We start from the raw sequence: 21,166 nt of genomic DNA, 5'->3' as shown, positions 1-21,166 counted from the left end.
AAAATCCATTTTGTTTAAACAAATAATGTACGATTTTTTTTACTTCGGATTTTAAAAAAATGGGGAATAAAACAATACACACCAAATTAGGCAATTATCGATTTGAATTTTTATTGACAGCTTTATTGTTATTAATTTTCGATAAAATATTCTTTCCAAATAATGATTTTTATCTAAAATACATTTGGCCATTAAATATGGTAGTGATTTCTATAGCTAGCTTTGGCATATATTTAGAGCATAATAAAAAAATAAAAACAATTCGAAATATACTTTCGCTTATAAGTATTTTAATGCCATTTGGATTTATTTTTCTAAATCAACATTTCTGGTTTATACAAATTCTAACTATATTTTTTATTATATACTATTGCTTTATTTTTAGCGAAGTAATGTTTCAAATAACATATTCGAAAGAAGTTCGCATTAATGTAATTATCGGTTCTTTTTGTGGTTACATGCTTTTGAGTATGATTGCTTTATTTACCTATTTATTAATTGAATATAATTTCAGTAATTCATTCCACGGCATTAGCACAGGCAATCCTTCTTTCATTTACAATGAGTTGTCTTACTTTAGTTTTATAACCCTTACCAGTATTGGTTTTGGTGATATTTATCCTATAACCGATATGAGCCGATTGGTTACTGCTTTTTTTGGTATGGCGGGACAGTTTTACATGGTTGCTGTTGTCGGAATTATTATCTCAAAATTCACATCAAAATAAAAAAACAAAGTAAAATGAAGATCAAAAGACATTCAAATGCCATATGGAACGGCATAGGAAAAGACGGAAAAGGAAGCATCACTTCTCAAAGTGGTGTTTTAAATCAAACGCAATATGGGTTTCAATCACGTATTGCTGAAGGAATTGGAACAAATCCAGAAGAATTAATTGCTTCAGCACACGCTGGATGTTTTTCTATGAAATTGGCCTTTAACCTTCAAGCAGCTAATTTTACGCCTAAAGAATTAAATACCGTTTGCGAAATTGTTTTTGAAGATGGAGTAATAATTGAATCGAATATAAGTTTAAATGCAAAAGTTGCAGGGATTTCAAATGAAAAATTCGATGAGTTAGTAAAAGATGCAAAGGCTAATTGCCCTATTTCAAAACTTTTGAATTGTAAAACTTCAGTAACTTCCCAACTAAATTAAAAAAATATATAACGCAATATTAGAATCTGCAAATGTTGGTTGATCCTTGTTTAAACTCATTTCAGAAAATCATTTTCGAAATAAGCCTCTGAAAACCAAAAAAATATTGGATAATGTTTCAGATAAAATTATCATAGAATCGATGAATAGTATCATAATGAAGGCCGAAAGATTTAACAAAGGATCGGAAAAAAATGCAGAGATTTTACCTTTGACTATTACTTTTTCGATTCTTTGATTTTCAATAATCAGTTTAACCAATACACCCTCTGAAAAAATTGCCATAAAAAACGGCATGAGCATAGATAAAGTCACAGAATACAACCTAAACACCCTAAACATTTTTAGAATTACGAAATCGGAATGGGAAAGAAATAATAATACTTAAACCAGAATTCTATAACTAAAACCCTAAACCATGAAGGAACTTCCCTGTTTTAGTGAAATAACCTCTCTCGAAAATCCTTAATACTTTCTTCTTCATCCGATGGATGGATGCGCTACTTCGTTTGTCAAAAAAAAATGTAAGTGAACACTTTCTACTAATTATATAACATTCCCTCTTAATTATATAAGCTTCTGATCTCTAATTGTTTTCACCTTTGTATTGTTGTGAAACGCATTCACAATGAAAAAAAATTATGATGAAAACAAATGCAGAATTACAGACAGATGTTCAAAACGCCATTAAATGGGAACCGTTATTGAATGCAGCAGAGATTGGAGTTACAGCAAAAGATGGTGTAATTTCTTTGACGGGCGTGGTAGATAGCTATGCAAAAAAAGTGGAAGCCGAAAATGCGGCCAAAAAAGTAATTGGTGTCAAAGCACTGGTCGAAAAAATCGACGTCAAATTCCCGAGTTCGTTCGTAAAGACCAGCTTAGAAATTGCCAATGAAGTGTTGGCGGCACTAAAATCAAATTGGTCGGTTCCAGAGGATAAAGTTACCGTTAAGGTCGAAGACGGCTGGGTGACGCTGGAAGGTGAATTGCCTTGGAATTACCAAAAAGAAGCTGCAAAAAGCGCTATTATTTATCTTGCTGGCGTAAAAGGCGTCACCAACAATATAAAAATAAAATCCGAAAGCCATGACGCCATTGAAAAAAGGGACGTCGAAAAAGCCATTGGCAGAAGCTGGAGGATAGACGATAGCGATATAGCTGTTTCGGTTTCTGGAACAACTGTTACGCTCAAAGGAACAGTAAGCTCTTGGTATCAAAAAGAAGAAGCGGCACGTATTGCTTGGAATACACCTGGTATTTGGCATGTAAAAAACGAATTGGAAGTAGACTACTATTACAGTATAGTAAACTAAATCCAATTTTAAGGCGGTAAAAGTTCATGCTTTTACCGCTATTCTTCTTTTAACACACTTTACTCCAACTTAGCAATTTTCTATGTGTTACTTGAATTAAAAATACCACTTCATAAGATTTTAACTTACTCATATGCATCAAATAAAATACTTTTTTGTTTCAAAAATTATGACAATGAGAGAAAGGATTGAGTTTATTTAGAGAAATTTATCAACTAAAAACTTATAATAAGTAGTGAACTAAGTGATCCTTTTTAGTCATAAAAAAAAGTAGTTAAAAAACGAACAGATTAATCAAAATCACTTTAAAAATAGGACTAAATGAAAACAGCCATAGGAATATCAGAATCTCATCGACAAGCCGTTGCCAATGAATTGTCTAAAATTTTAGCAGACGAAACGGTACTTTACATCAAGACTAAAAATGCTCATTGGAATGTAGAAGGCATCGATTTTTATGATAAACACAAATTTTTTGAAACCCAGTTTGGTCAGTTGGATGAAATAATTGATAGCGTGGCTGAACGTATTCGTTCCATTGGTCATTATCCTCCTGCTACGCTAAAATTGTATCTTTCATTAACTCATCTTACCGAACAAGAGAGATCACAAAATGATAGTCTAGCATTTATCAAAGAACTTTTAGGCGATCATGAAAGCATCATCATCATTTTGAGAGAGCATATCAAATCTTTTGCGAATGAGTTTCATGATTTGGGCACCAGTGACTTCATGACTGGATTAATGGAAACACACGAAAAAATGGCTTGGTTTTTACGATCTCATTTAAAAAATTAAATTATGTATTACGAAAACAATAATTTTTGGGGAATGCACTTTTTTTGGTGGCTGATTTGGTTTATTTTTCTTATTTGGATATTTGCCACACCCTACTCTATTCCGGGAGAAAGAACAAAATCCAACTCACCTTTGGGAATACTAAAAAAACGTTTTGCATCAGGACAAATTGATGTAGAAGAATTTCATAGATTAAAAAAAACGCTGGAAGAATTGTAAAAAAACAAAAAGTGGGCCCAAAAGCCCACTTTTCTTTACTATAATGTAAAATAAACTTACGCTAAATCAAAACGATCTGCATTCATCACTTTAGTCCAAACTTTAATAAAGTCTTTAACAAACTTTTCTTTGTTGTCGTCTTGTGCATACACCTCAGCATAAGCTCTTAAAACGGAATTAGAACCAAAAACCAAATCAACTCTAGTAGCTGTCCATTTGGTAGCTCCGGATTTTTTATCCACAATGTGATACAAATTATCACCTTCGGGCTTCCAACTGTAGTTCATATCGGTGAGGTTAACAAAGAAATCATTGCTAAGCACACCTTCATTGTTGGTGAATACCCCGTGTTTGGTTCCGCCATAATTTGTACCCAAAACACGCATACCGCCTAATAAAACCGTCATTTCAGAGGCTGTTAATCCAAGAAGTTGTGCTTTGTCGAGCATTAATTCTTCAGGTTGTACCACATATTTTGCTTTCATGAAATTTCTAAAAGCATCATTAGTAGGTTCTAGAACTTCAAACGATTCTACATCGGTCATTTCTTGCGTAGCATCTCCTCTACCTGCATGGAAAGGTACTTTTACATTAAAACCACCTTCTTGTGCTGCTTTTTCTATAGCGGCACTTCCACCTAAGACAATCAAATCGGCAAGACTTACTTTTTTAGACAAACTTGCTTGGATTTCGGTAAGCTTAGTAATTACTTTTTGCAATCTTTCTGGCTCATTAGCTTGCCAATCTTTTTGTGGCGCTAATCGGATTCGTGCACCGTTGGCTCCGCCTCTAAAATCAGAACCTCTAAACGTTCTAGCGCTATCCCAAGCGGTGTTGATTAATTCTGCTCTATTCAATCCGCTGTTTAATAAAGTAGCTTTTAGTTCTTCGATTTCTGTATCCGACAAGGTGTACTCCACTTTTGGAATAGGATCTTGCCAAATCAAATCTTCTTGTGGCACATCGGCTCCCAAATAACGTTCTTTTGGTCCTAAATCACGATGCGTTAATTTGAACCAAGCTCTAGCAAATACTTCAGAGAAATACGCTGGATCTTTATAAAAACGCTCAGAAATTGCTCGGTAAGCGGGATCCATTTTCATAGCCATATCAGCATCTGTCATGATTGGATTTCTTCGTACTGATGGATTGTGAGCATCAAAAGGTTTATCTTCTTCTTTAATGTTGGTCGGTTCCCATTGCCAAGCACCTGCAGGGCTTTTGGTTAACGCCCAATCATGATTCAACAACAAATCAAAATATTCGTTATCCCAACGAGTAGGATTAGTAGTCCAAGATCCTTCCAAACCACTAGTTACCGTATCGCCAGCATTTCCATTTCCTTTGGGGTTCAACCATCCTAAGCCTTGATTTTCAATTGCGCCACCTTCTGGTTCTGGGCCTAATTTTGATGCATCTCCATTTCCGTGTGCTTTTCCAACCGTATGCCCACCAGCAGTTAATGCCACCGTTTCTTCATCGTTCATTGCCATACGTTGGAAAGTAATACGAACATCGTGTGCTGTTTTTAAAGGATCGGGTTGTCCGTCTACTCCTTCAGGATTTACATAAATTAACCCCATCATTACAGCTGCTAATGGGTTTTCTAAATCTCTTTCTCCAGAATATCTGCTACCTTCACTACCGCTTTTGGCTAACCATTCTTTTTCTGCTCCCCAATACACGTCTTTTTCTGGATGCCAAATATCTTCACGACCTCCTGAAAAACCAAATGTTTTGAGTCCCATTGATTCATAAGCCATAGTTCCTGCCAATATTATCAAATCGGCCCATGAAATTTTGTTACCATATTTCTTTTTAATCGGCCACAATAACCTTCTTGCTTTATCCAAATTACCATTATCAGGCCAACTGTTTAGTGGAGCAAAACGGATGTTTCCTGTTCCTGCACCTCCACGACCATCTGCAATTCTGTACGTACCGGCAGAATGCCAAGCCATTCTGATCATCAAACCACCATAATGTCCCCAATCAGCAGGCCACCACTCTTGACTTTCTGTCATGAAAGCTTTTAAATCATTTTTTAATGCTTCTAAATCTAATTTTTTAAATTCTTCTGCATAATTAAAAGACGCTCCTAAAGGATTGGTTTTATTATCGTGCTGATGAAGAATATCTAAATTGAGGGATTTAGGCCACCAATCTTGATTGCTTGCACCTGAGTTTGCGATTTTAGTTAGCGCTCCGCTAGAAAACGGACATTTACCACTTCCGTTAGAAGAATTACTGTTACTTTCCATAGTATGTTTATTTTAAATTGATAGCTTAATGCTGGCTAATTTACCATAGTTTTTTCTTTTGATTATTTATTTTCAATAGATAAAAACTATTTTAAAAATGTAAAACATTATGTCTAAAGATATTAAATTAAATATAAATAAAAGACCAATAAAAACATACATCTATTGAACCTTTTAAACTAAGGCATAAAAAAACCTCTTAGTTTGCGCTAAGAGGTTACCTTATTTATGAATGCTTTTATTAAATATTGGTATTTAATTTACTGTTTTTCCGACTGTAGCTGAAATAAATCACCAAGCCAATTAATAACCAAACTCCAAAATAAATCCAATTCCAGACACTTAATTCGGCCATCATATAAAGACAACAAATTAATCCTAGCAGAGGAATTAAAGACAAATTTTGTTTGTAAGCCCAAACACTTAATACAATTAATGAGAACAAAAAGATCCACATGGGTATTTTGTGTTTAAATAACTTAAAACCACTTTCATATTTTTTGGCATCTGAAATTGGCAATCCAGCTACAACTGTCTCATATTTTGAATCATCTTCGGCATGTATACTCAATAAATTTTCTAAATCTGATGATGATTCAACCGCTGATTCTCCTTCTAAAGCGGTTAAATAAGTTGAAACCTTTTGAGTTTCTTCTTTATTCAATGAAGTCACTATTGCAGAAGGTTCATTGACTTGCGTTTTATTGGTAATAAAATCCATTGTAGCTTTTTCATTATATCCAAAAGCAAAAACTAAACCTATTATCAAAAGAAGAGGCATAATATATTTTGAATTCACATAGGGCGTTTTGAATTTCCCTCGTGGAATATCCGGTTTGTTTTGCAAGGCTAGTACACCAGCACAAACTAATACAAAAGCAAATAAAGTTCCGATACTGCACAAATCGGTAACCATAGTTAAGTTTAAGAACAAAGCGGGTACAGCTACTACAAAACCAGTAACAATTGTAGCAAAAGAAGGTGTCTTGAATTTTGGGTGTACCGTTGAAAATTTCTTTGGTAACAAACCATCTCTACTCATACTCATCCAAATACGAGGTTGTCCCATTTGAAAAACTAATAACACGCTAGCCATGGCAATAACCGCAGAAACTGCAATAATCCCAGACATCCATTTTAAATCTAATTTTTCAAAAACAAAAGCTAATGGATCCCCTACGTTCAATTGATTATAACTAACCATTCCAGTCAAAACCAAAGCGATTGCAATATATAAAAGTGTGCATAAAATAATAGCCCACATCATTCCTTTTGGCAAATCGCGCTGAGGATCTTTACATTCTTCGGCTGTCGTCGAAATTGCATCAAATCCTATGTAAGCAAAAAACACCGCTGAAACTCCCTTTAGCACCCCAGAAACGCCATTAGGTGCAAAAGGAGACCAATTAGCGGTATCTACATAAAATATTCCAACTGCAATAACTAATAATACGATACAGACTTTTATGGCAACCATTAGATTACTAGCATTTCGTGACTCTTTCATACCACGGTATACTAAAGCTGTAATCAATATAATAATCAACAAAGCAGGTAAATCGGCCACTAAATGAAAAGAACCAATGGTTGGAGATGTTGTCCAAGCAGTATAAGCAGCTTGATTGATAGCCGATAAATTCTCAAAAGATTTACCACCTTGCATTAAGGCTGTTGCGTGTTTAAAGCCATTAGAGGCCGTTAAATAATCCATTTGCACCCATTGCGGCAATGTAATGCCACCACTTTGTAGCAGTCCAGTAAAATAATCACTCCATGAGATGGCTACGGTAATATTTCCCACAGCATATTCCATGATTAAAGCCCATCCGATGATCCAAGCTATGAGTTCCCCAAAAGCTACATAAGAATACGTATAAGCACTGCCCGAAACAGGTACCATTGATGCGAATTCAGCATAAGCAAATGCAGCAAAACTACAAGCAACAGCTGTAAACAAAAACAAGAAAATAACCGCTGGACCTCCATCTGCACTTGCTTTACCAATGGTACTAAAAATTCCCGCACCTACTATTGCTGCAATACCAAAAGCAGTTAAATCACGAGCAGTTAAGTGTTTTCCTAATGCATCATGCCCCTCTAAATTATTTTTTTCAACTTGTTTTAAAATGTCTTGAACAGTCTTTTTCCTAAATAAACCTTTTAATGCCATGTTCTAAATTTTATAGGTAATGGTTAGTAATATATACTTTGCAAATAAATGCTTTTAATACTATAAATTAAATTATTACATCATAAAATTAAAACAAGCTGTTTTACAAATTGCATTAGCTTCAAATTTTACAATAAATACAAATAATTCTTTTTTATTGTTATTTAAAAGTCAAATATATACATAAAACCAATATAGAAGAGAAAATTAATAATTATATGATAATTATTTACTAACATCAAATTCACATAGTATATAATTATCTTACTAATATACCATGCTTTCATCTAATTCAATACGAAAAATAAAAAAGTACTGATGCAATAAAATATCCATTTTCAATATTTGTCGTATTTAAAAATGAAACGAAAAAATGGTTTTAAAATACACAGAAAATTGCATTTTATAGATAATCATTATTTTGCCGTTACATCACAATGCATCAAGATTTAGCCTTATAAAAAAAAATTGGCAGTCAAAAGCGAAAGCACACCATTGTCTTATACTTTTTTTTGCATTTAATTTTACAAATAAAACTAGATAAGTACCATTATTGATGACATTGCAAATCTTACCCTATCACCTAATTCAAACCTCTTTGTATTTACATTTGCAATCTATAATTTGTGAGCAAAACTAATTCATTTTATTACTTTTAACTGTTATACCTAAAAAAATCACCGCCTATTTTATTGGTTTGAAAAATCTATTTCATAAAAAAATAAAGCAAGAGGAAAATATACGTAAGAAAATAATTAATAATTATAATTACGATTATTAGTTATTTTTTATTTTTATAGAATTTTTCTTAAAACATTTGTTAATACACAACGTTTTGTTTATTTTTTTAATAGATAAAGAACATCAAATGTTAAATAATATGATTAATTTTAAAGTAACATAAAAAGCAGACGTTCATTAGACAAGCCAAACAAGGTTTACGCATTCCGACAAAAAAAGAATTCTTATTCAAACACTAATTCTTTCCTTCTCTATGCCTTCTTTATTTATTGTAATAAACTTAAAGTATACGAAATGGATAATAAAAAAGAAATCAATAGTTTTAATTGTTATTTATCGAATCCGAAGAATTACAAACAAATTATTGCACTAGATAGTGAAGTGGATACGTATATAAATACCAAAAAAAAACTTACTTCTGAAATTAATGATTTAAAAAAATCATTAATTGACTTACAAATAGAAAAAGAAGATCTAAGTATTCAAGTACTTCATCAATTTAAAGAATTGAAAAGTTCAGAAAAAGTACTAAAAAATGACATCCATAAAGGCTTGGAAGAAATCATGTTTACCATCTCTCACAAAGTTCGATTACCACTTACTAACATATTAGGACTAGCCAATCTATTAACCATTATTGGCAATACTAACGAAGAAAATCTAGAATTCATTGAACTAATCAAGGATTCAGCAAGAGATTTAGATAAAATTACTAAAGAACTTAGCTCTTTTATTTATGAGCTCAATCATAAAAAGTAAAATATACTATTTATCAACAAACAACAACTCAAAAAAAACGAAAAACATGCCTTAGAATTCTAACTTAAAACCTAAACACGATGAAAACATTTATTTTATTACTAGTAAGCGTCATCGCATTTGCACAAAATGAAAAAGAAAATTATCTATCATTTTCTGGCGCATTAGACGCGCGAAACTTGGTTTCTGGCAGTGAACCTACGAATAATAAAAGTGGTTTGAATTATTTTTTACAATTCGCAATGGTTTCAAGGAATTTTGAAATTAATGTAGGTTATGAACGTTTTGATATGATTCAATTTAGTAAAAACACCATAGGTTTAGGGTATCATATTCCGCTATATGCAAGAATTGGCAGCATGAATATTAAATCTGTTATAATTCCATCTATAGAACCCACCCTGATCAATAGATGGGGAAATTGGGGAGGAGGTATTTCAGATGAACAAAAAAGCTCCCACTTATCGATAGGTGCTAATCTAGCCTATCGGATTCACATCTCTGATTCGATTGCGGTAGAATATCTATTCAATGCATTACCAAGAGTAGACATTAATGCCATGTATGGAAACTCAAATTGGAAAGAAAGAAGGAGTATCAATGGAGTTCCGATAGTTGGAAGTAATTATATAAAATTAGTATATAAAATAGGAAAATGAAGATAATTCCAAATAAACAATAACCACTTTATTTTTACCTTTTTTGCCCAAAATAAAACCACTTTCAAAATTCATTGAAAGTGGTTTATTTTTTAACTCTATCTAGTTTTTGTAACAATACAATTTATTCAATACAAACCATTACAGTTGAATGTACTCAATACAACAGGCAACTTTATGAACTTATTAGAACATTATTCGTTTTTCTAAAGTAAAAAAAACTATTTTTGAAAGCATTATAAACGATTACAAAATGACCAAAAATAAAGCATTCCTTCCCTTATTAATTTTATTCATAGTTTTCATTACCAAGGGTAACGCTCAAAGAAATGAACATTTCCCAAAAAATGAATTCAGAGGTGTTTGGATTGCCACGGTAGTCAACATTGACTGGCCTAAAAAAAGTACTGACTCCGTTGCTAAACAAAAAGCAGATTATTTAAAAATACTTGATACGTATCAAAAGCTAAATTACAATGCAGTTATTGTACAAATCCGAAGTGTTGGTGATGCATTTTATCCATCAGATTTAGCGCCTTGGTCTCGATTTTTGACTGGGAAAGAAGGAAAAGCACCTACTCCATATTATGACACCTTAGAATGGATGATTAACGAAGCTCACCAAAGAGGTTTCGAATTTCATGCTTGGTTAAACCCTTATCGGGCTACATTCGATTTAAACAAAGCACAATTGAGCCCCAACCATGACATTTTTAAACATCCAGAATGGATGATTACTTATGGTGGAAAAATGTACTACAATCCTGCACTACCTGAGGTTCAAAATCATTTGGCGTTGGTGGTTGAAGAAGTAGTACAGAAATACGATATAGATGCCATCCATTTTGATGATTATTTTTATCCTTACAAAATCAAAGGTGAAGCATTTAATGATTCGGAATCTTACAAAAAATATGGTAACGGCTTGAACTTGGAAGATTGGAGAAGAAACAATGTAACCACTTTTGTTAAAAACATTCATTCGGTCATCAAAAATCACAAGCCTTGGGTGCAATTTGGCATTAGCCCTTTTGGTGTTTGGAGAAACAAGTCAGTAGATCCAAAAGGTTCTGATACCCAATCGGGACAAACCAATTATGATGATTTATACGCAGATCCCATTCTTTGGATGCAAAACAAATGGATTGATTACCTGTTACCTCAATTGTACTGGAGCATTGACCACAAAACCGCTTCTTATGCTAAATTATTAAAATGGTGGTCAGAAAACACGAATGGTGTTAATCTTTACATGGGCAACGGCACTTACAAAATCAAAGCCGATTCAGATAAAAAATGGAACAACATTCACGAAATTCCAAACCAAATTGATTTAACCAGAAGTTATCCCAACGTACAAGGGAATGCATTTTTCAGTGCCAAATGCTTTGTTGACACCCATCGAGACGTTACGCAATTGTTACAAAGCAATCAATATAAATATCCTGCCATTCCGTTGCCTGTTCCCAATTCTAAACACATTGTAATAGACACACCACTAGTCAATAAAATTGAAATTGATTCGGTCAATTGCACTTTTACTTTACCTATACCTTTGAATACAAAAATCAGATATGTAGTGGTATATGGTGCCAAAAGAGATTCCAAAATAAATATTCAGGAAGCCAGTCAAATCATAAAAAAATATTTTGTCGACCCAAAAGCAACAATAATCAATTTTAGCATTCCGCTAAGTGATATTGATAAAAACAAAGCTTTTGCCCTTACTTTTATTGACTTTTATGGCAACGAGAGCAAAGAAACCATCATTGATTTACCCAAAGAAGACTAACCCAACCTTTTCTACCATTCTATGAAATCAGAAAAAAATCCTTGGTATTGGATACCACTTTTGAATTTTGCATCAGGTTTTCCGTATGCCATTATCATCTCAGTATCTGTTTTGATGTACAAAAATTTAGGCATCAGTAACGAAGATATTGGAATGTATACTAGCTTACTTTACTTGCCTTGGGTAATTAAACCGCTTTGGAGCCCTTTCATTGATTTGCACGCTACCAAAAGAAAATGGTTTTTGGCGATGCAATTAGTCATTTCGATAGCCTTTTTAATCGTTGGATTAACCATACCAATGCAACATTTTTTTATGGTAAGCTTGGCGCTATTTTGGGTGGGTGCTTTTGCTTCAGCCTCAAATGATGTAGCTATTGATGGTTTTTATTTGTTGGCACTAACCAAAGACAAACAATCCTTTTTCTTAGGGATTCGAAGTACTTTTTACCGCTTATCAATGCTTACTGCTAATGGTGTAATTGTTCTTTTAGCTGGATTTTTAGAAGAAAAATACGGGGACAAAAGCAAAGCTTGGTCGTATACCATGCTTGTGGTGGCTTTGATTATGATTTTCATCACGGTCTACAACTTTTTTATGACGCCAAATCCAGAAATTGAACAGGAATACATAAAAAGCAATGCCAATCATAAAGGAAGCTTTACTGAAGTGTTTGCTACTTTTTTCCAAAAGAAACAAATTGGATTAATTCTTACGTTCATATTAGTATATCGATTGGGAGAATCTCAATTGATGAAGATGCTTACTCCTTTTTTGGTTGATGATGTAGCCAAAGGCGGAATGGGATTAAGCACCGAAGATGTTGGGATTATTTACGGAACCTTTGGAGTAGCAGCATTAGTTATTGGTGGAATCATTGGCGGAATCGTTATCTCGAGAGACGGACTAGGAAAGTGGATGCTTCCCATGATTTTAACGATGCATTTGCCAATTATTGGATTTGTCTATTTATCGCATTATCATCCATCAGATATTGTTAACATTCATTTTGAAATTTTAAAAGTTATTTTTGATTATAATTTAAATCCACACATAACCGTGGTGGTTGTTATTGAGCAATTTGGTTATGGTTTTGGTTTTGCGGCTTTCTTAATGTATTTAATTTACGTAGCCGAAGGAGAATCCAAAACCTCTCACTACTCTATCGCCACCGGCTTTATGGCTTTAGGAATGATGCTACCTGGAATGGCAAGTGGCTATATTCAAGAATATTTAGGCTATGGTAACTTCTTTATTTGGGTATTTTTAGCAACAATTCCGGGAATTATTTTATCTCGCTTTTTGATTTTTCCTTATGATTTTGGAAAAAAAGAAACAGAAAAACATTAATACAAGGTATGACAACCGAACAAAAAATAGGACAATTCTTTTTTCCCGCCGTATTTATTAACGACAGCGAGGAAAACATTCAGGCAACAGAACATTTAATTCGTGAATACAATATTGGCGGCTTGACCTTTTTTCACAGTCGAGCGAGTGCGGCTACCAATTATGAAGGCAACAAAAAAATTGAATTCAATGATGAGAGTTATGAACGATTAAAAGCCTTAATTGTACGCTACCAAAAAGCAGCTAAAACTCCGCTATTAATGAGTATAGATGCCGAATGGGGTTTAGCAATGCGAGTTGAAAAAACACCTCAATATCCTTATGCTATTACACTTGGAGCTGTTCCTGTTGCAGATAAAGAATTGGTCTATGAAATTGGAAAACAAATTGGAAAGGACTTAAAATCAGCTGGCATTCATTACAACTTAGCTCCTTTGGCAGACATTAATACTGACCCAAACAATCCCGTTATTGGGTATCGTTCTTTTGGCGAAGATAAAAATAAAGTCGGCACCTTTGCTTTGGAGTATTTGAAAGGAATGACAGCTGCGGGAATTTTGGGTTGTTTAAAACACTTCCCTGGTCACGGTAATACTAATGTCGATTCGCATTTGGGATTACCCGTTTTAAACGAAAACTTGGACGAATTACTATCGAACGAATTAGTCCCTTTTATTAAAGGAATTGAAAACAAGGTCGACTCCATAATGATTGGACATCTGGCGGTTCCAGCTCTGAACAATGGAGCAAATACCTCGGCTACGCTTTCAAAAGCGGTGATTGAAGGTTTGCTTAGAGAACGATTGGGATACGACGGTTTGGTGATTTCGGATGCGTTGAATATGCATAGTGTTTCTAAACTGTACTCAACTAAAGGCATATTGGAATGGGAAGCTTTTAATGCTGGGAACGATGTGTTGTGCTTTGCAGAAAATGTACCCGAAGGGATTCAGGAAATTTTAAAAAGAGCTGATATTTCTAGAATTGAAGCCAGTTTTGAACGTATTTGGAAGTGCAAAATACAAGCTGGATTGATTTCCGAAAGCAAAATTGAAACAACTGATTTAGACTGGAAATCTACAGCTATAATCAACCAGAAATGTGCTGAAAAAGCGATTACTCTTGTCAAAAAAGACAGCACCTCATCAATAACTGATTTTATCAGTAATGGTGGAAGCGTGGCAAAAGTGAGTGTGTATAGAGAAAATGACAATCCGTTTTTTGAAGGATTAGAAAATACGATTCCCGGAGATTCCTTTTCGATTGCATTGGGAGAGGAAAATCTGGAGGAAAAACTACAAGCAATGGACAAATATGACACTTTGGTCATTGCTTTATTTGTGCCGAAAGCGAAACCATTGGCTAATTTTGAAATTGAAGATACAATTATTACTTGGCTAAGCGATGTGGTCAATCGTAAAAAGGTAGTTTTTCATTTATTTGGCAATCCGTATGCGCTGCAAATGCTCCCGAATATTTTGGCTGCCAAAATTGTTGTCGTAGCGTACCAAGACCTTAAAGAATTTCAAGAAGTAGCGGCTCAAAAAATAGCTTTGAACCAAGGATACGAAGGAACTTTGCCTGTCACTTTGCTTTTGAAATAACTAAATGTAAAAAATATAGAAACGATAGTTAATTAGCTATCGTTTTTTTTTGACTTATGCCCACAAGAAAGCCCATTACTCCTTTTTAGCCACGATGGTAGCGGCATCCTTGCTTGCCGGGGTTCGGCAAGCAAGATATAGCGTACAGCGGGACTTTGTTTCCATAAAAGCCAATCGTGAGCCGCTCCTAAAAATTAGCCAAAAACGACCTACAAACCACTAATTATCAATATTTTAAATTATTTACAACGTTTTCATTAAAAACTGTTATTTTTTTACAAAATAAGCAACTCCTATCCAATTATAGTTAATTATAATTAAAACTTTGAATAACTCGTGCACTTACTAATTACCTTTGCCGAACAGAAATAATCAAAATTTTAAATTATAATCATTATGTCATTAGTAGGTAAAAAATTTCCAAGTATTGCGGTTGATGCTATCTCTGAAATGGGAGACAATTTGAAAATCAACATTTTTGAAGAAGCAGTAAACAATAACAAAAAAGTATTGTTGTTCTGGTACCCAAAAGATTTCACTTTTGTATGTCCAACAGAATTACACGCTTTTCAAGCCGCTTTACCAGAATTTGAAAAAAGAAATACAATTGTAATTGGTGCTTCTTGCGATACTAACGAAGTACACTTTGCTTGGTTAAACACACCAAAAAATAATGGTGGTATCGAGGGAGTAACGTATCCAATCTTGGCTGATACTAACAGAAACTTGGCTAACATTCTTGGTATTTTGGATATCGAATCTACTAGCTACAGCGAAGAAACTGATTCTGTAATTCTTGAAGGTTCTAACGTAACGTACAGAGCTACTTATTTAATTGACGAAACTGGAAAAATTTTCCACGAAAGTGTTAACGATATGCCATTAGGTCGTAACGTAAACGAATACTTGCGTATGGTAGATGCTTACACGCACATTCAAGTAAAAGGTGAAGTTTGTCCTGCTAACTGGGAAGCTGGTAAAGAAGCAATGAATGCTGACAGAAAAAGTACAGCTGAATACTTAAGCTTAAACTAATAACAAGTTCCAAATTTTAAATTCCAAATTCCAATGTAGTTCGTTTTAGCACTATCAAAAATTGGAATTTGGGATTTTAAAAATTGAATTTTAAAATTTAAATTATGTTAATCGAATTAAACGAAGATACGTTGGGTGCTTTGGTTGCACAAAACGAAAAAGTAGTGGTTCAATATTCGGCTTCTTGGTGTGGTAATTGCAGAATTATGAAGCCAAAATTCAAAAAAATGGCCACTGAAAACGAAAACATAACATTTGTTTTGGTAGATGCTGAAAATTCACCTGAATCTAGAAAATTAGCTAATGTAAGTAACTTACCAACTTTTGCAACGTTTGTTGGAGGAAAATTAGTCAACGAAACGCAAACTAATAAAGCAGAAGTTTTAGCCGATTTAGTAAAAGAAATCGCTTAAGAAAACGAATTATTCCAACTTACAATTATTTCCAATCTTTATACATTTAATCCAATGAAATTACCTGTTATCAAACACCTTACTCAATTTATAGAAGAAAACGATCAAGATTACATCATTGAAACTATTGAAGTTTTAGAAGCACTTACTGAAGTTTCTTCTTTAAAAGACGAAGAGTTGGATGTGATTGGCGAATTGATTTCGAATATGTATGGTGCTTTGGAAGTAAATAAAATGGTAAAAACAGGTACAGATAAAAAAGAAGCTTTGAACACGTTTATGAAGCGTGTTTTGGGATCGATTGATAAATAGATTCTGTTTTATAAATTATCAAAAAGCCTGCAAAGACAAAGTTTTCGCAGGCTTTTTGATTAAATAATTTTGAAGAAAAAATTATTCCATTTCTTGAAATAATTCGGCTTTTAGGGCTTCGTTTTCGTAGGTGTCCGTATCGAATTTAGGCGCTGTAGATGCCTTTAAGGCATTGAAACGTTCTAGCGCTTCCGTTTCATCTTCTTCCCCACTAAAATAAGGAAAAACGTCCATAATAGGAGATTCGGATATAGCTGGAATTGTGTATTCACCCATGGTGTTTTTCATGGCAATAGTCGTATTGTCAAACGCTTCTTTTACATCATTGGCTTGTACCAAAAGATACATATTAGTCTTGCGCTCCTTGCCACTTTCTTCATCAAAAGCCAATAAAGACACCTTTGATTTGAACCAACGATCGGCATTTTCAAAAGGATGAATTTCGGCATAATTGCCTACTTTTATGTTGGTAATCTTGAATTCTTCACTGATATAAGCCGCCATTTCTTCGTTGATTCTTTTTTCAGCCTCGGTATAGGATAAGGCATCTACCAAGTAAGGTTCGGTGGTAATCTTTTGTCCGCCAGTTTCATCGGTTTTTCTGTACTTTACTTTGCATTCGTACCAAATTGTGCTCATTTTGTTTTTTTTTAGGGAGCCAAAGATAACGTAAGCTAAAACAAAAAGGAACGTTTCTATAAATAGATATTCACAATTTTAAAGTAGTAAATCCATTATTCAATGAACCAACCTATTAAAAAAACAACAAGTTAAACTTTGTTAAATAGCAATAATTGAGCTTGCTATTTCTATTTCTTTCTCCCACAAAACGATATATATTCGTAATTTTGCCGTTTCATTACAAAAGAATAAAAAAAATACTTATGGCTACATTTAGCAAACAACTTTCCTTTCGTTGGTCAGATTTAGATCCCAATTTTCATATGCGTCATAGTGCTTATTACGATTTTGGTGCGCAGCATAGAATTGAAATATTAGAAGAATTAGGTCTAACGTTACGCGTGATGAAAACCCAACATTTTGGACCTGTTTTGTTTAGAGAAGAATGTGTTTTCAGAAAAGAAATCAACCTTTCGGATACAATAATCATGCAAACTAAAATTGCAAAAATGAAACCGGATGCTTCACGCTGGTCTATCGTACATGAATTTTACCGAGACGAGGTCTTGTGTGCTACCATTACGGTAGATGGTGCATGGATGGACACCAAATTAAGAAAATTAGCCCAACCTACCCCTCAAATTGTTGTCGATGCGTTGAATTCGTTTCCAAAGACAGCCGATTTTATTTCACTTTAAACATCAACATCTATGTTTACAATCGCTCAGATTAAAGAAGCACATAATAAAGTAAAATCAGGTGCTGATTTTCCAAAATACATTCAAGATTTAATCAACTTGGGGGTCATTGGTTACGATACTTTTGTTACCGATGGTCACGTAGAATATTTTGGCAGTAACAACTACAGAACAACTGCAAAAGAAACCTATGATACTTTGGCAGTAGCTACTTCAGCAAATAAAGAAAGATTTATAGAGCTTTTGGTCATGCATCAAGAAGGGCAAACCGATTATTTGACTTTTTGCCAACAAGCTGCTCAATGCGGAATAGCCCAATGGACCGTAAACATCATCGACAAAACATGCACCTATTATGATTGTAATCAAAATAGCATTTTAATAGAAAAAATACCTCTTTAAAAGAAAAAGGACTTGTATTTAAACTACAAGTCCTTTTTCATTTGTTATTCTTCGTCAGTTACGTGGGTTTTGCAATAATTGCGCCATCTATCAATACAATCTTGAAAATCTGCTGGTATTTCTGTATCAAAACGCATCATTTCGCCTGTCGTTGGATGAACAAAACCTAAGGTTTTAGCATGCAAAGCTTGTCTCGGCAGGGCTTTAAAGCAATTTTCTATAAACTGCTTGTATTTTGTAAACGTTGTCCCTTTTAGTATCAAATGCCCTCCATAACGTTCATCATTAAACAACGGATGACCAATATGTTTCATGTGCGCTCTAATCTGGTGGGTACGACCTGTTTCTAACTGACAAGAAATCAAAGTAACATAACCAAAACGCTCTAACACTTTATAATGGGTAATAGCTGGTTTCCCAATTTCTGGATCATCAAACACAGCCATTTGCATTCTATCTTTTAAATGACGAGCCAAGTTACCTTCAATAGTGCCTCCATCGGCTACAACATTTCCCCAAACCAAAGCAATATATTCCCGTTCGGTAGTTTTAGCCTCAAATTGTTTTGCCAAATGTGTCATAGCTGCTTCCGTTTTTGCAACTACCAACAAACCCGATGTATCTTTATCAATACGATGTACCAATCCAGGGCGCTCGCTACTGTTCATCGGTAGATTATCAAAATGATGTGCCAAAGCATTCACTAAAGTTCCCGTATAATTCCCATGTCCGGGATGTACCACCATTCCAGGATCTTTGTTAACCAACAATAAAGCAGCATCTTCATAAACGATATTCAACGGAAGATCTTCGGGAAGAATATGATTCTCAAAGGGTGGATGCGATAACATCACCGTTATTACATCAAAAGGCTTGACTTTATAATTGGATTTTACAGGAATATCATTTACAAAAATATTCCCATCTGTAGCGGCATTCTGAATTTTATTTCGGGTAGCATTCTGAATCAAGTTCATCAAATACTTATCGATTCTCAAAATAGCTTGCCCTTTGGGAACCTCAAATCGATAATGTTCAAATAACTCGTCTTCTAAATCTAATGTTTCGGTATTATTGTTCATTCAAAGGTGTTTCTGATTCTACAGCAGGCGCTTGCAAAGTATCTTTAGCCGCTTCATCTTCATAAGTCGCTTTTCCATCTCCCAAGACCAAATCAATTTTAGAGGCTTTCAAAACACGATCTCCCGCTTTTAGATTTCTACCCTTAAAGCGCATTTCTAAAACCATGTCTTTGGCCAAATTCGGAATATAAGTGACTGCCCCTGCTTCAAGTCCTAAAGCTTTTAGCGTGGGTACGGCTTCACGGTAGGTTTTCTCTATTAAATTTGGAATCTGAACTGAAGAAAATCCTGAAGAATTAATTTTAATGTATACTTTTCGACCTACTTTTACTTTGGTTCCAGGCAGTGGATCTTGCTCTACCACGCTAAATTTTGGATAATCATCTCTATAATCTACGGAGTCTAGAAGCTCATAATCCAAGTCCAAATCATCTAACTTCTCTTCTACTTGCTCTTCGGTTAATTTAGCTAAATTCGGAACTGCAATTTCATGCCCATGATCGGTAGTAAATGTTAACCAATGCATGAATAAATAAGCCAAAACAGCAATAATAGCGATAGCTATAAACAATTGCCCAAAAAAAACACGACTAGTAAGATACTTACGTAAATTCATAAATTAATTTTTTAGAAGCAACAAAGATAAAGGTATTTCGTTTCAAAAAAAATGATAATTTTGTTTTGAATACGTTTAATCATTTATTTGGATTAAACGTTTAACCGATTAAATTTTTAAAATGAAAAACATTGCCATCATCATGGGAGGTTATTCTAGTGAATACAAAATCTCCCTAATTAGCGGAAACGTAGTCTACCAAACCCTTGACAAAACCAAGTATATTGGATATAGAATACACATCTTCAAAGAAAAATGGGTATTCGTTGATGCTAATGATGCCGAATTTCCCATCGATCGCAATGACTTTTCGGTAACTGTAAACGGAACTAAAATCACTTTTGACTGTGTGTTCAATGCTATACACGGAACACCTGGAGAAGATGGATTACTTCAAGCCTATTTTGAACTTTTGGGCATACCACAAACGGCATGCGACTATTACCAATCCGCCTTGACCTTTAACAAAAGAGATCTTTTATCCGTTTTAAAACCCTATGGCATCAAAACCGCAACTTCGTATTATCTAAACAAAGGCGACCTTATAAATACTACCGAAATCGTAAAAAAAGTAGGATTACCTTGCTTTGTAAAACCTAATAAAGCGGGATCTAGTTTCGGAATTTCTAAAGTAAAAACAGAAACTGAATTGCCAATCGCTATCGAAATCGCCTATAAAGAAGATAACGAAATCATCATTGAAAGTTTCCTTGATGGCACCGAAGTATCCGTTGGCGTAATTAATTACCAAGGAAAAATCACCGTCTTGCCTATTACTGAAATTGTTTCTGATAATGATTTCTTTGATTATGAGGCCAAATATGAGGGAAAATCACAAGAAATTACTCCAGCCCGTATCTCTGACGAAATGACTCAAAAAGTAGGTGACATTGCCAAACGCGCCTATGAAGTTTTGAAAATGAAAGGTTTTTCACGTAGCGAATTCATAATTGTCGATGGCGAACCGCACATGCTAGAAACGAACACTATTCCTGGACTAACCACTGAAAGTTTGATTCCTCAACAAGCCAGAGCTGCTGGAATATCATTAGAAGATTTGTTTACTAATGCAATTGAGTTGGCAATTAATTAAGTTTCTGAGTCGCTAAGATTCTAAGCCGATGAGCTCTAAAAAAACAAGCAACTCACAACCACAAAA

The 21,166-nt window shown here is 34.2% G+C and carries 21 protein-coding genes; 16 read left to right on the top strand and 5 right to left on the bottom strand.

What is annotated here, in order from left to right:
- The first annotated feature begins 392 nt into the window (after positions 1–392).
- The 5 genes from FLB_RS14335 (at position 393) to FLB_RS04190 (ending at position 3,492) form a co-directional block, all read left to right on the top strand.
- The gene (locus FLB_RS14335) at positions 393–728 is read left to right on the top strand and encodes a potassium channel family protein (protein ID WP_197488930.1); all 336 of its coding nucleotides are present in this window, start codon (positions 393–395) and stop codon (positions 726–728) included.
- A 14-nt stretch (positions 729–742) separates the two neighbouring features.
- A complete protein-coding gene (locus FLB_RS04210) occupies positions 743–1,159 on the top strand; it encodes an OsmC family peroxiredoxin (protein WP_064714700.1) in 417 nt (138 codons plus the stop codon).
- A 641-nt stretch (positions 1,160–1,800) separates the two neighbouring features.
- Positions 1,801–2,475, top strand: a complete 675-nt coding sequence (locus FLB_RS04200) for a BON domain-containing protein (RefSeq protein WP_231891038.1) — start codon at positions 1,801–1,803, stop codon at positions 2,473–2,475.
- A 321-nt stretch (positions 2,476–2,796) separates the two neighbouring features.
- A complete protein-coding gene (locus FLB_RS04195) occupies positions 2,797–3,273 on the top strand; it encodes a Dps family protein (RefSeq protein WP_064714697.1) in 477 nt (158 codons plus the stop codon).
- Positions 3,274–3,276: 3 nt separating this feature from the next.
- Positions 3,277–3,492, top strand: coding sequence for an SHOCT domain-containing protein (locus FLB_RS04190; RefSeq protein WP_064714696.1), 216 nt, complete (start codon positions 3,277–3,279; stop codon positions 3,490–3,492).
- A 56-nt stretch (positions 3,493–3,548) separates the two neighbouring features.
- On the opposite strand, the gene katG is transcribed toward FLB_RS04190, so the two are convergent.
- Both katG and FLB_RS04180 read right to left on the bottom strand, forming a co-directional pair.
- On the bottom strand, positions 3,549–5,753 hold the full coding sequence (gene katG / locus FLB_RS04185; protein ID WP_064714695.1) for a catalase/peroxidase HPI: 2,205 nt from the start codon (positions 5,751–5,753) through the stop codon (positions 3,549–3,551).
- A gap of 241 nt (positions 5,754–5,994) precedes the next feature.
- The gene (locus FLB_RS04180; protein ID WP_064714694.1) at positions 5,995–7,923 is read right to left on the bottom strand and encodes an amino acid permease; all 1,929 of its coding nucleotides are present in this window, start codon (positions 7,921–7,923) and stop codon (positions 5,995–5,997) included.
- A 1,035-nt stretch (positions 7,924–8,958) separates the two neighbouring features.
- On the opposite strand from FLB_RS04180, the gene FLB_RS04175 reads away from it, so the two are divergent.
- The 8 genes from FLB_RS04175 (at position 8,959) to FLB_RS04140 (ending at position 16,588) form a co-directional block, all read left to right on the top strand.
- A complete protein-coding gene (locus FLB_RS04175; RefSeq protein WP_064714693.1) occupies positions 8,959–9,423 on the top strand; it encodes a histidine kinase dimerization/phospho-acceptor domain-containing protein in 465 nt (154 codons plus the stop codon).
- Positions 9,424–9,503: 80 nt separating this feature from the next.
- Positions 9,504–10,082, top strand: coding sequence for a hypothetical protein (locus tag FLB_RS04170; protein WP_064714692.1), 579 nt, complete (start codon positions 9,504–9,506; stop codon positions 10,080–10,082).
- Between the two features lie 253 nt (positions 10,083–10,335).
- Positions 10,336–11,874, top strand: a complete 1,539-nt coding sequence (locus tag FLB_RS04165) for a glycoside hydrolase family 10 protein (protein ID WP_064714691.1) — start codon at positions 10,336–10,338, stop codon at positions 11,872–11,874.
- A gap of 21 nt (positions 11,875–11,895) precedes the next feature.
- Entirely contained in the window at positions 11,896–13,224 is a 1,329-nt protein-coding gene (locus tag FLB_RS04160; protein WP_064714690.1) for an MFS transporter, read from the top strand.
- 8 nt (positions 13,225–13,232) lie between these two features.
- Positions 13,233–14,828, top strand: coding sequence for a glycoside hydrolase family 3 protein (locus FLB_RS04155; RefSeq protein WP_064714689.1), 1,596 nt, complete (start codon positions 13,233–13,235; stop codon positions 14,826–14,828).
- Between the two features lie 396 nt (positions 14,829–15,224).
- Complete coding sequence (locus FLB_RS04150; RefSeq protein WP_064714688.1) at positions 15,225–15,863, top strand: peroxiredoxin; 639 nt, start codon at positions 15,225–15,227, stop codon at positions 15,861–15,863.
- Positions 15,864–15,967: 104 nt separating this feature from the next.
- Positions 15,968–16,276 carry a thioredoxin family protein gene (locus FLB_RS04145; RefSeq protein WP_064714687.1) on the top strand — a complete coding sequence of 103 codons (309 nt, stop codon included), beginning with the start codon at positions 15,968–15,970 and terminating at the stop codon, positions 16,274–16,276.
- 54 nt (positions 16,277–16,330) lie between these two features.
- Positions 16,331–16,588, top strand: a complete 258-nt coding sequence (locus FLB_RS04140; RefSeq protein ID WP_064714686.1) for a DUF6952 family protein — start codon at positions 16,331–16,333, stop codon at positions 16,586–16,588.
- Positions 16,589–16,669: 81 nt separating this feature from the next.
- Here FLB_RS04140 and FLB_RS04135 read toward each other — a convergent pair whose 3' ends face one another.
- On the bottom strand, positions 16,670–17,227 hold the full coding sequence (locus FLB_RS04135; RefSeq protein WP_064714685.1) for a DUF4494 domain-containing protein: 558 nt from the start codon (positions 17,225–17,227) through the stop codon (positions 16,670–16,672).
- A 245-nt stretch (positions 17,228–17,472) separates the two neighbouring features.
- On the opposite strand from FLB_RS04135, the gene FLB_RS04130 reads away from it, so the two are divergent.
- Both FLB_RS04130 and FLB_RS04125 read left to right on the top strand, forming a co-directional pair.
- Positions 17,473–17,907, top strand: coding sequence for an acyl-CoA thioesterase (locus FLB_RS04130; RefSeq protein WP_064714684.1), 435 nt, complete (start codon positions 17,473–17,475; stop codon positions 17,905–17,907).
- A 12-nt stretch (positions 17,908–17,919) separates the two neighbouring features.
- Complete coding sequence (locus FLB_RS04125) at positions 17,920–18,309, top strand: DUF1398 domain-containing protein (protein WP_064714683.1); 390 nt, start codon at positions 17,920–17,922, stop codon at positions 18,307–18,309.
- Positions 18,310–18,353: 44 nt separating this feature from the next.
- On the opposite strand, the gene FLB_RS04120 is transcribed toward FLB_RS04125, so the two are convergent.
- Together FLB_RS04120 and FLB_RS04115 are read right to left on the bottom strand one after the other, a co-directional pair.
- Complete coding sequence (locus FLB_RS04120; protein WP_064714682.1) at positions 18,354–19,391, bottom strand: RluA family pseudouridine synthase; 1,038 nt, start codon at positions 19,389–19,391, stop codon at positions 18,354–18,356.
- Positions 19,381–20,007 (bottom strand): PASTA domain-containing protein, encoded by a 627-nt coding sequence (locus FLB_RS04115; protein WP_064714681.1) that lies wholly within the window; start codon positions 20,005–20,007, stop codon positions 19,381–19,383. Before FLB_RS04115 ends, FLB_RS04120 begins: the two co-directional genes overlap by 11 nt.
- 121 nt (positions 20,008–20,128) lie before the next feature.
- Here FLB_RS04115 and FLB_RS04110 point away from each other — a divergent pair, with 121 nt between their 5' ends.
- On the top strand, positions 20,129–21,100 hold the full coding sequence (locus tag FLB_RS04110; protein WP_064714680.1) for a D-alanine--D-alanine ligase: 972 nt from the start codon (positions 20,129–20,131) through the stop codon (positions 21,098–21,100).
- The last annotated feature ends 66 nt before the right edge of the window (positions 21,101–21,166 follow it).

The organism is Flavobacterium succinicans, from assembly GCF_001662485.1.
Taxonomy (GTDB): Bacteria; Bacteroidota; Bacteroidia; order Flavobacteriales; family Flavobacteriaceae; genus Flavobacterium; species Flavobacterium succinicans_A.
Note: the sequence above shows the minus strand (reverse complement) of the source record. Positions and strands in the feature narration are given on the sequence as shown.

What these genes read in the sequence shown, in the direction of transcription:
- FLB_RS04180 (WP_064714694.1), bottom strand. Translation starts at nt 7,923, where the DNA reads ATGGCATTAAAAGGTTTATTTAGGAAAAAGACTGTTCAAGACATTTTA.
- FLB_RS04200 (WP_231891038.1), top strand. Translation starts at nt 1,801, where the DNA reads ATGATGAAAACAAATGCAGAATTACAGACAGATGTTCAAAACGCCATT.
- FLB_RS04210 (WP_064714700.1), top strand. Translation starts at nt 743, where the DNA reads ATGAAGATCAAAAGACATTCAAATGCCATATGGAACGGCATAGGAAAA.
- FLB_RS14335 (WP_197488930.1), top strand. Translation starts at nt 393, where the DNA reads ATGTTTCAAATAACATATTCGAAAGAAGTTCGCATTAATGTAATTATC.
- FLB_RS04195 (WP_064714697.1), top strand. Translation starts at nt 2,797, where the DNA reads ATGAAAACAGCCATAGGAATATCAGAATCTCATCGACAAGCCGTTGCC.
- FLB_RS04175 (WP_064714693.1), top strand. Translation starts at nt 8,959, where the DNA reads ATGGATAATAAAAAAGAAATCAATAGTTTTAATTGTTATTTATCGAAT.
- FLB_RS04170 (WP_064714692.1), top strand. Translation starts at nt 9,504, where the DNA reads ATGAAAACATTTATTTTATTACTAGTAAGCGTCATCGCATTTGCACAA.
- FLB_RS04120 (WP_064714682.1), bottom strand. Translation starts at nt 19,391, where the DNA reads ATGAACAATAATACCGAAACATTAGATTTAGAAGACGAGTTATTTGAA.
- FLB_RS04135 (WP_064714685.1), bottom strand. Translation starts at nt 17,227, where the DNA reads ATGAGCACAATTTGGTACGAATGCAAAGTAAAGTACAGAAAAACCGAT.
- FLB_RS04145 (WP_064714687.1), top strand. Translation starts at nt 15,968, where the DNA reads ATGTTAATCGAATTAAACGAAGATACGTTGGGTGCTTTGGTTGCACAA.
- FLB_RS04165 (WP_064714691.1), top strand. Translation starts at nt 10,336, where the DNA reads ATGACCAAAAATAAAGCATTCCTTCCCTTATTAATTTTATTCATAGTT.
- FLB_RS04190 (WP_064714696.1), top strand. Translation starts at nt 3,277, where the DNA reads ATGTATTACGAAAACAATAATTTTTGGGGAATGCACTTTTTTTGGTGG.
- FLB_RS04110 (WP_064714680.1), top strand. Translation starts at nt 20,129, where the DNA reads ATGAAAAACATTGCCATCATCATGGGAGGTTATTCTAGTGAATACAAA.
- FLB_RS04140 (WP_064714686.1), top strand. Translation starts at nt 16,331, where the DNA reads ATGAAATTACCTGTTATCAAACACCTTACTCAATTTATAGAAGAAAAC.
- FLB_RS04115 (WP_064714681.1), bottom strand. Translation starts at nt 20,007, where the DNA reads ATGAATTTACGTAAGTATCTTACTAGTCGTGTTTTTTTTGGGCAATTG.
- FLB_RS04150 (WP_064714688.1), top strand. Translation starts at nt 15,225, where the DNA reads ATGTCATTAGTAGGTAAAAAATTTCCAAGTATTGCGGTTGATGCTATC.
- FLB_RS04125 (WP_064714683.1), top strand. Translation starts at nt 17,920, where the DNA reads ATGTTTACAATCGCTCAGATTAAAGAAGCACATAATAAAGTAAAATCA.
- FLB_RS04160 (WP_064714690.1), top strand. Translation starts at nt 11,896, where the DNA reads ATGAAATCAGAAAAAAATCCTTGGTATTGGATACCACTTTTGAATTTT.
- FLB_RS04155 (WP_064714689.1), top strand. Translation starts at nt 13,233, where the DNA reads ATGACAACCGAACAAAAAATAGGACAATTCTTTTTTCCCGCCGTATTT.
- FLB_RS04130 (WP_064714684.1), top strand. Translation starts at nt 17,473, where the DNA reads ATGGCTACATTTAGCAAACAACTTTCCTTTCGTTGGTCAGATTTAGAT.
- katG (WP_064714695.1), bottom strand. Translation starts at nt 5,753, where the DNA reads ATGGAAAGTAACAGTAATTCTTCTAACGGAAGTGGTAAATGTCCGTTT.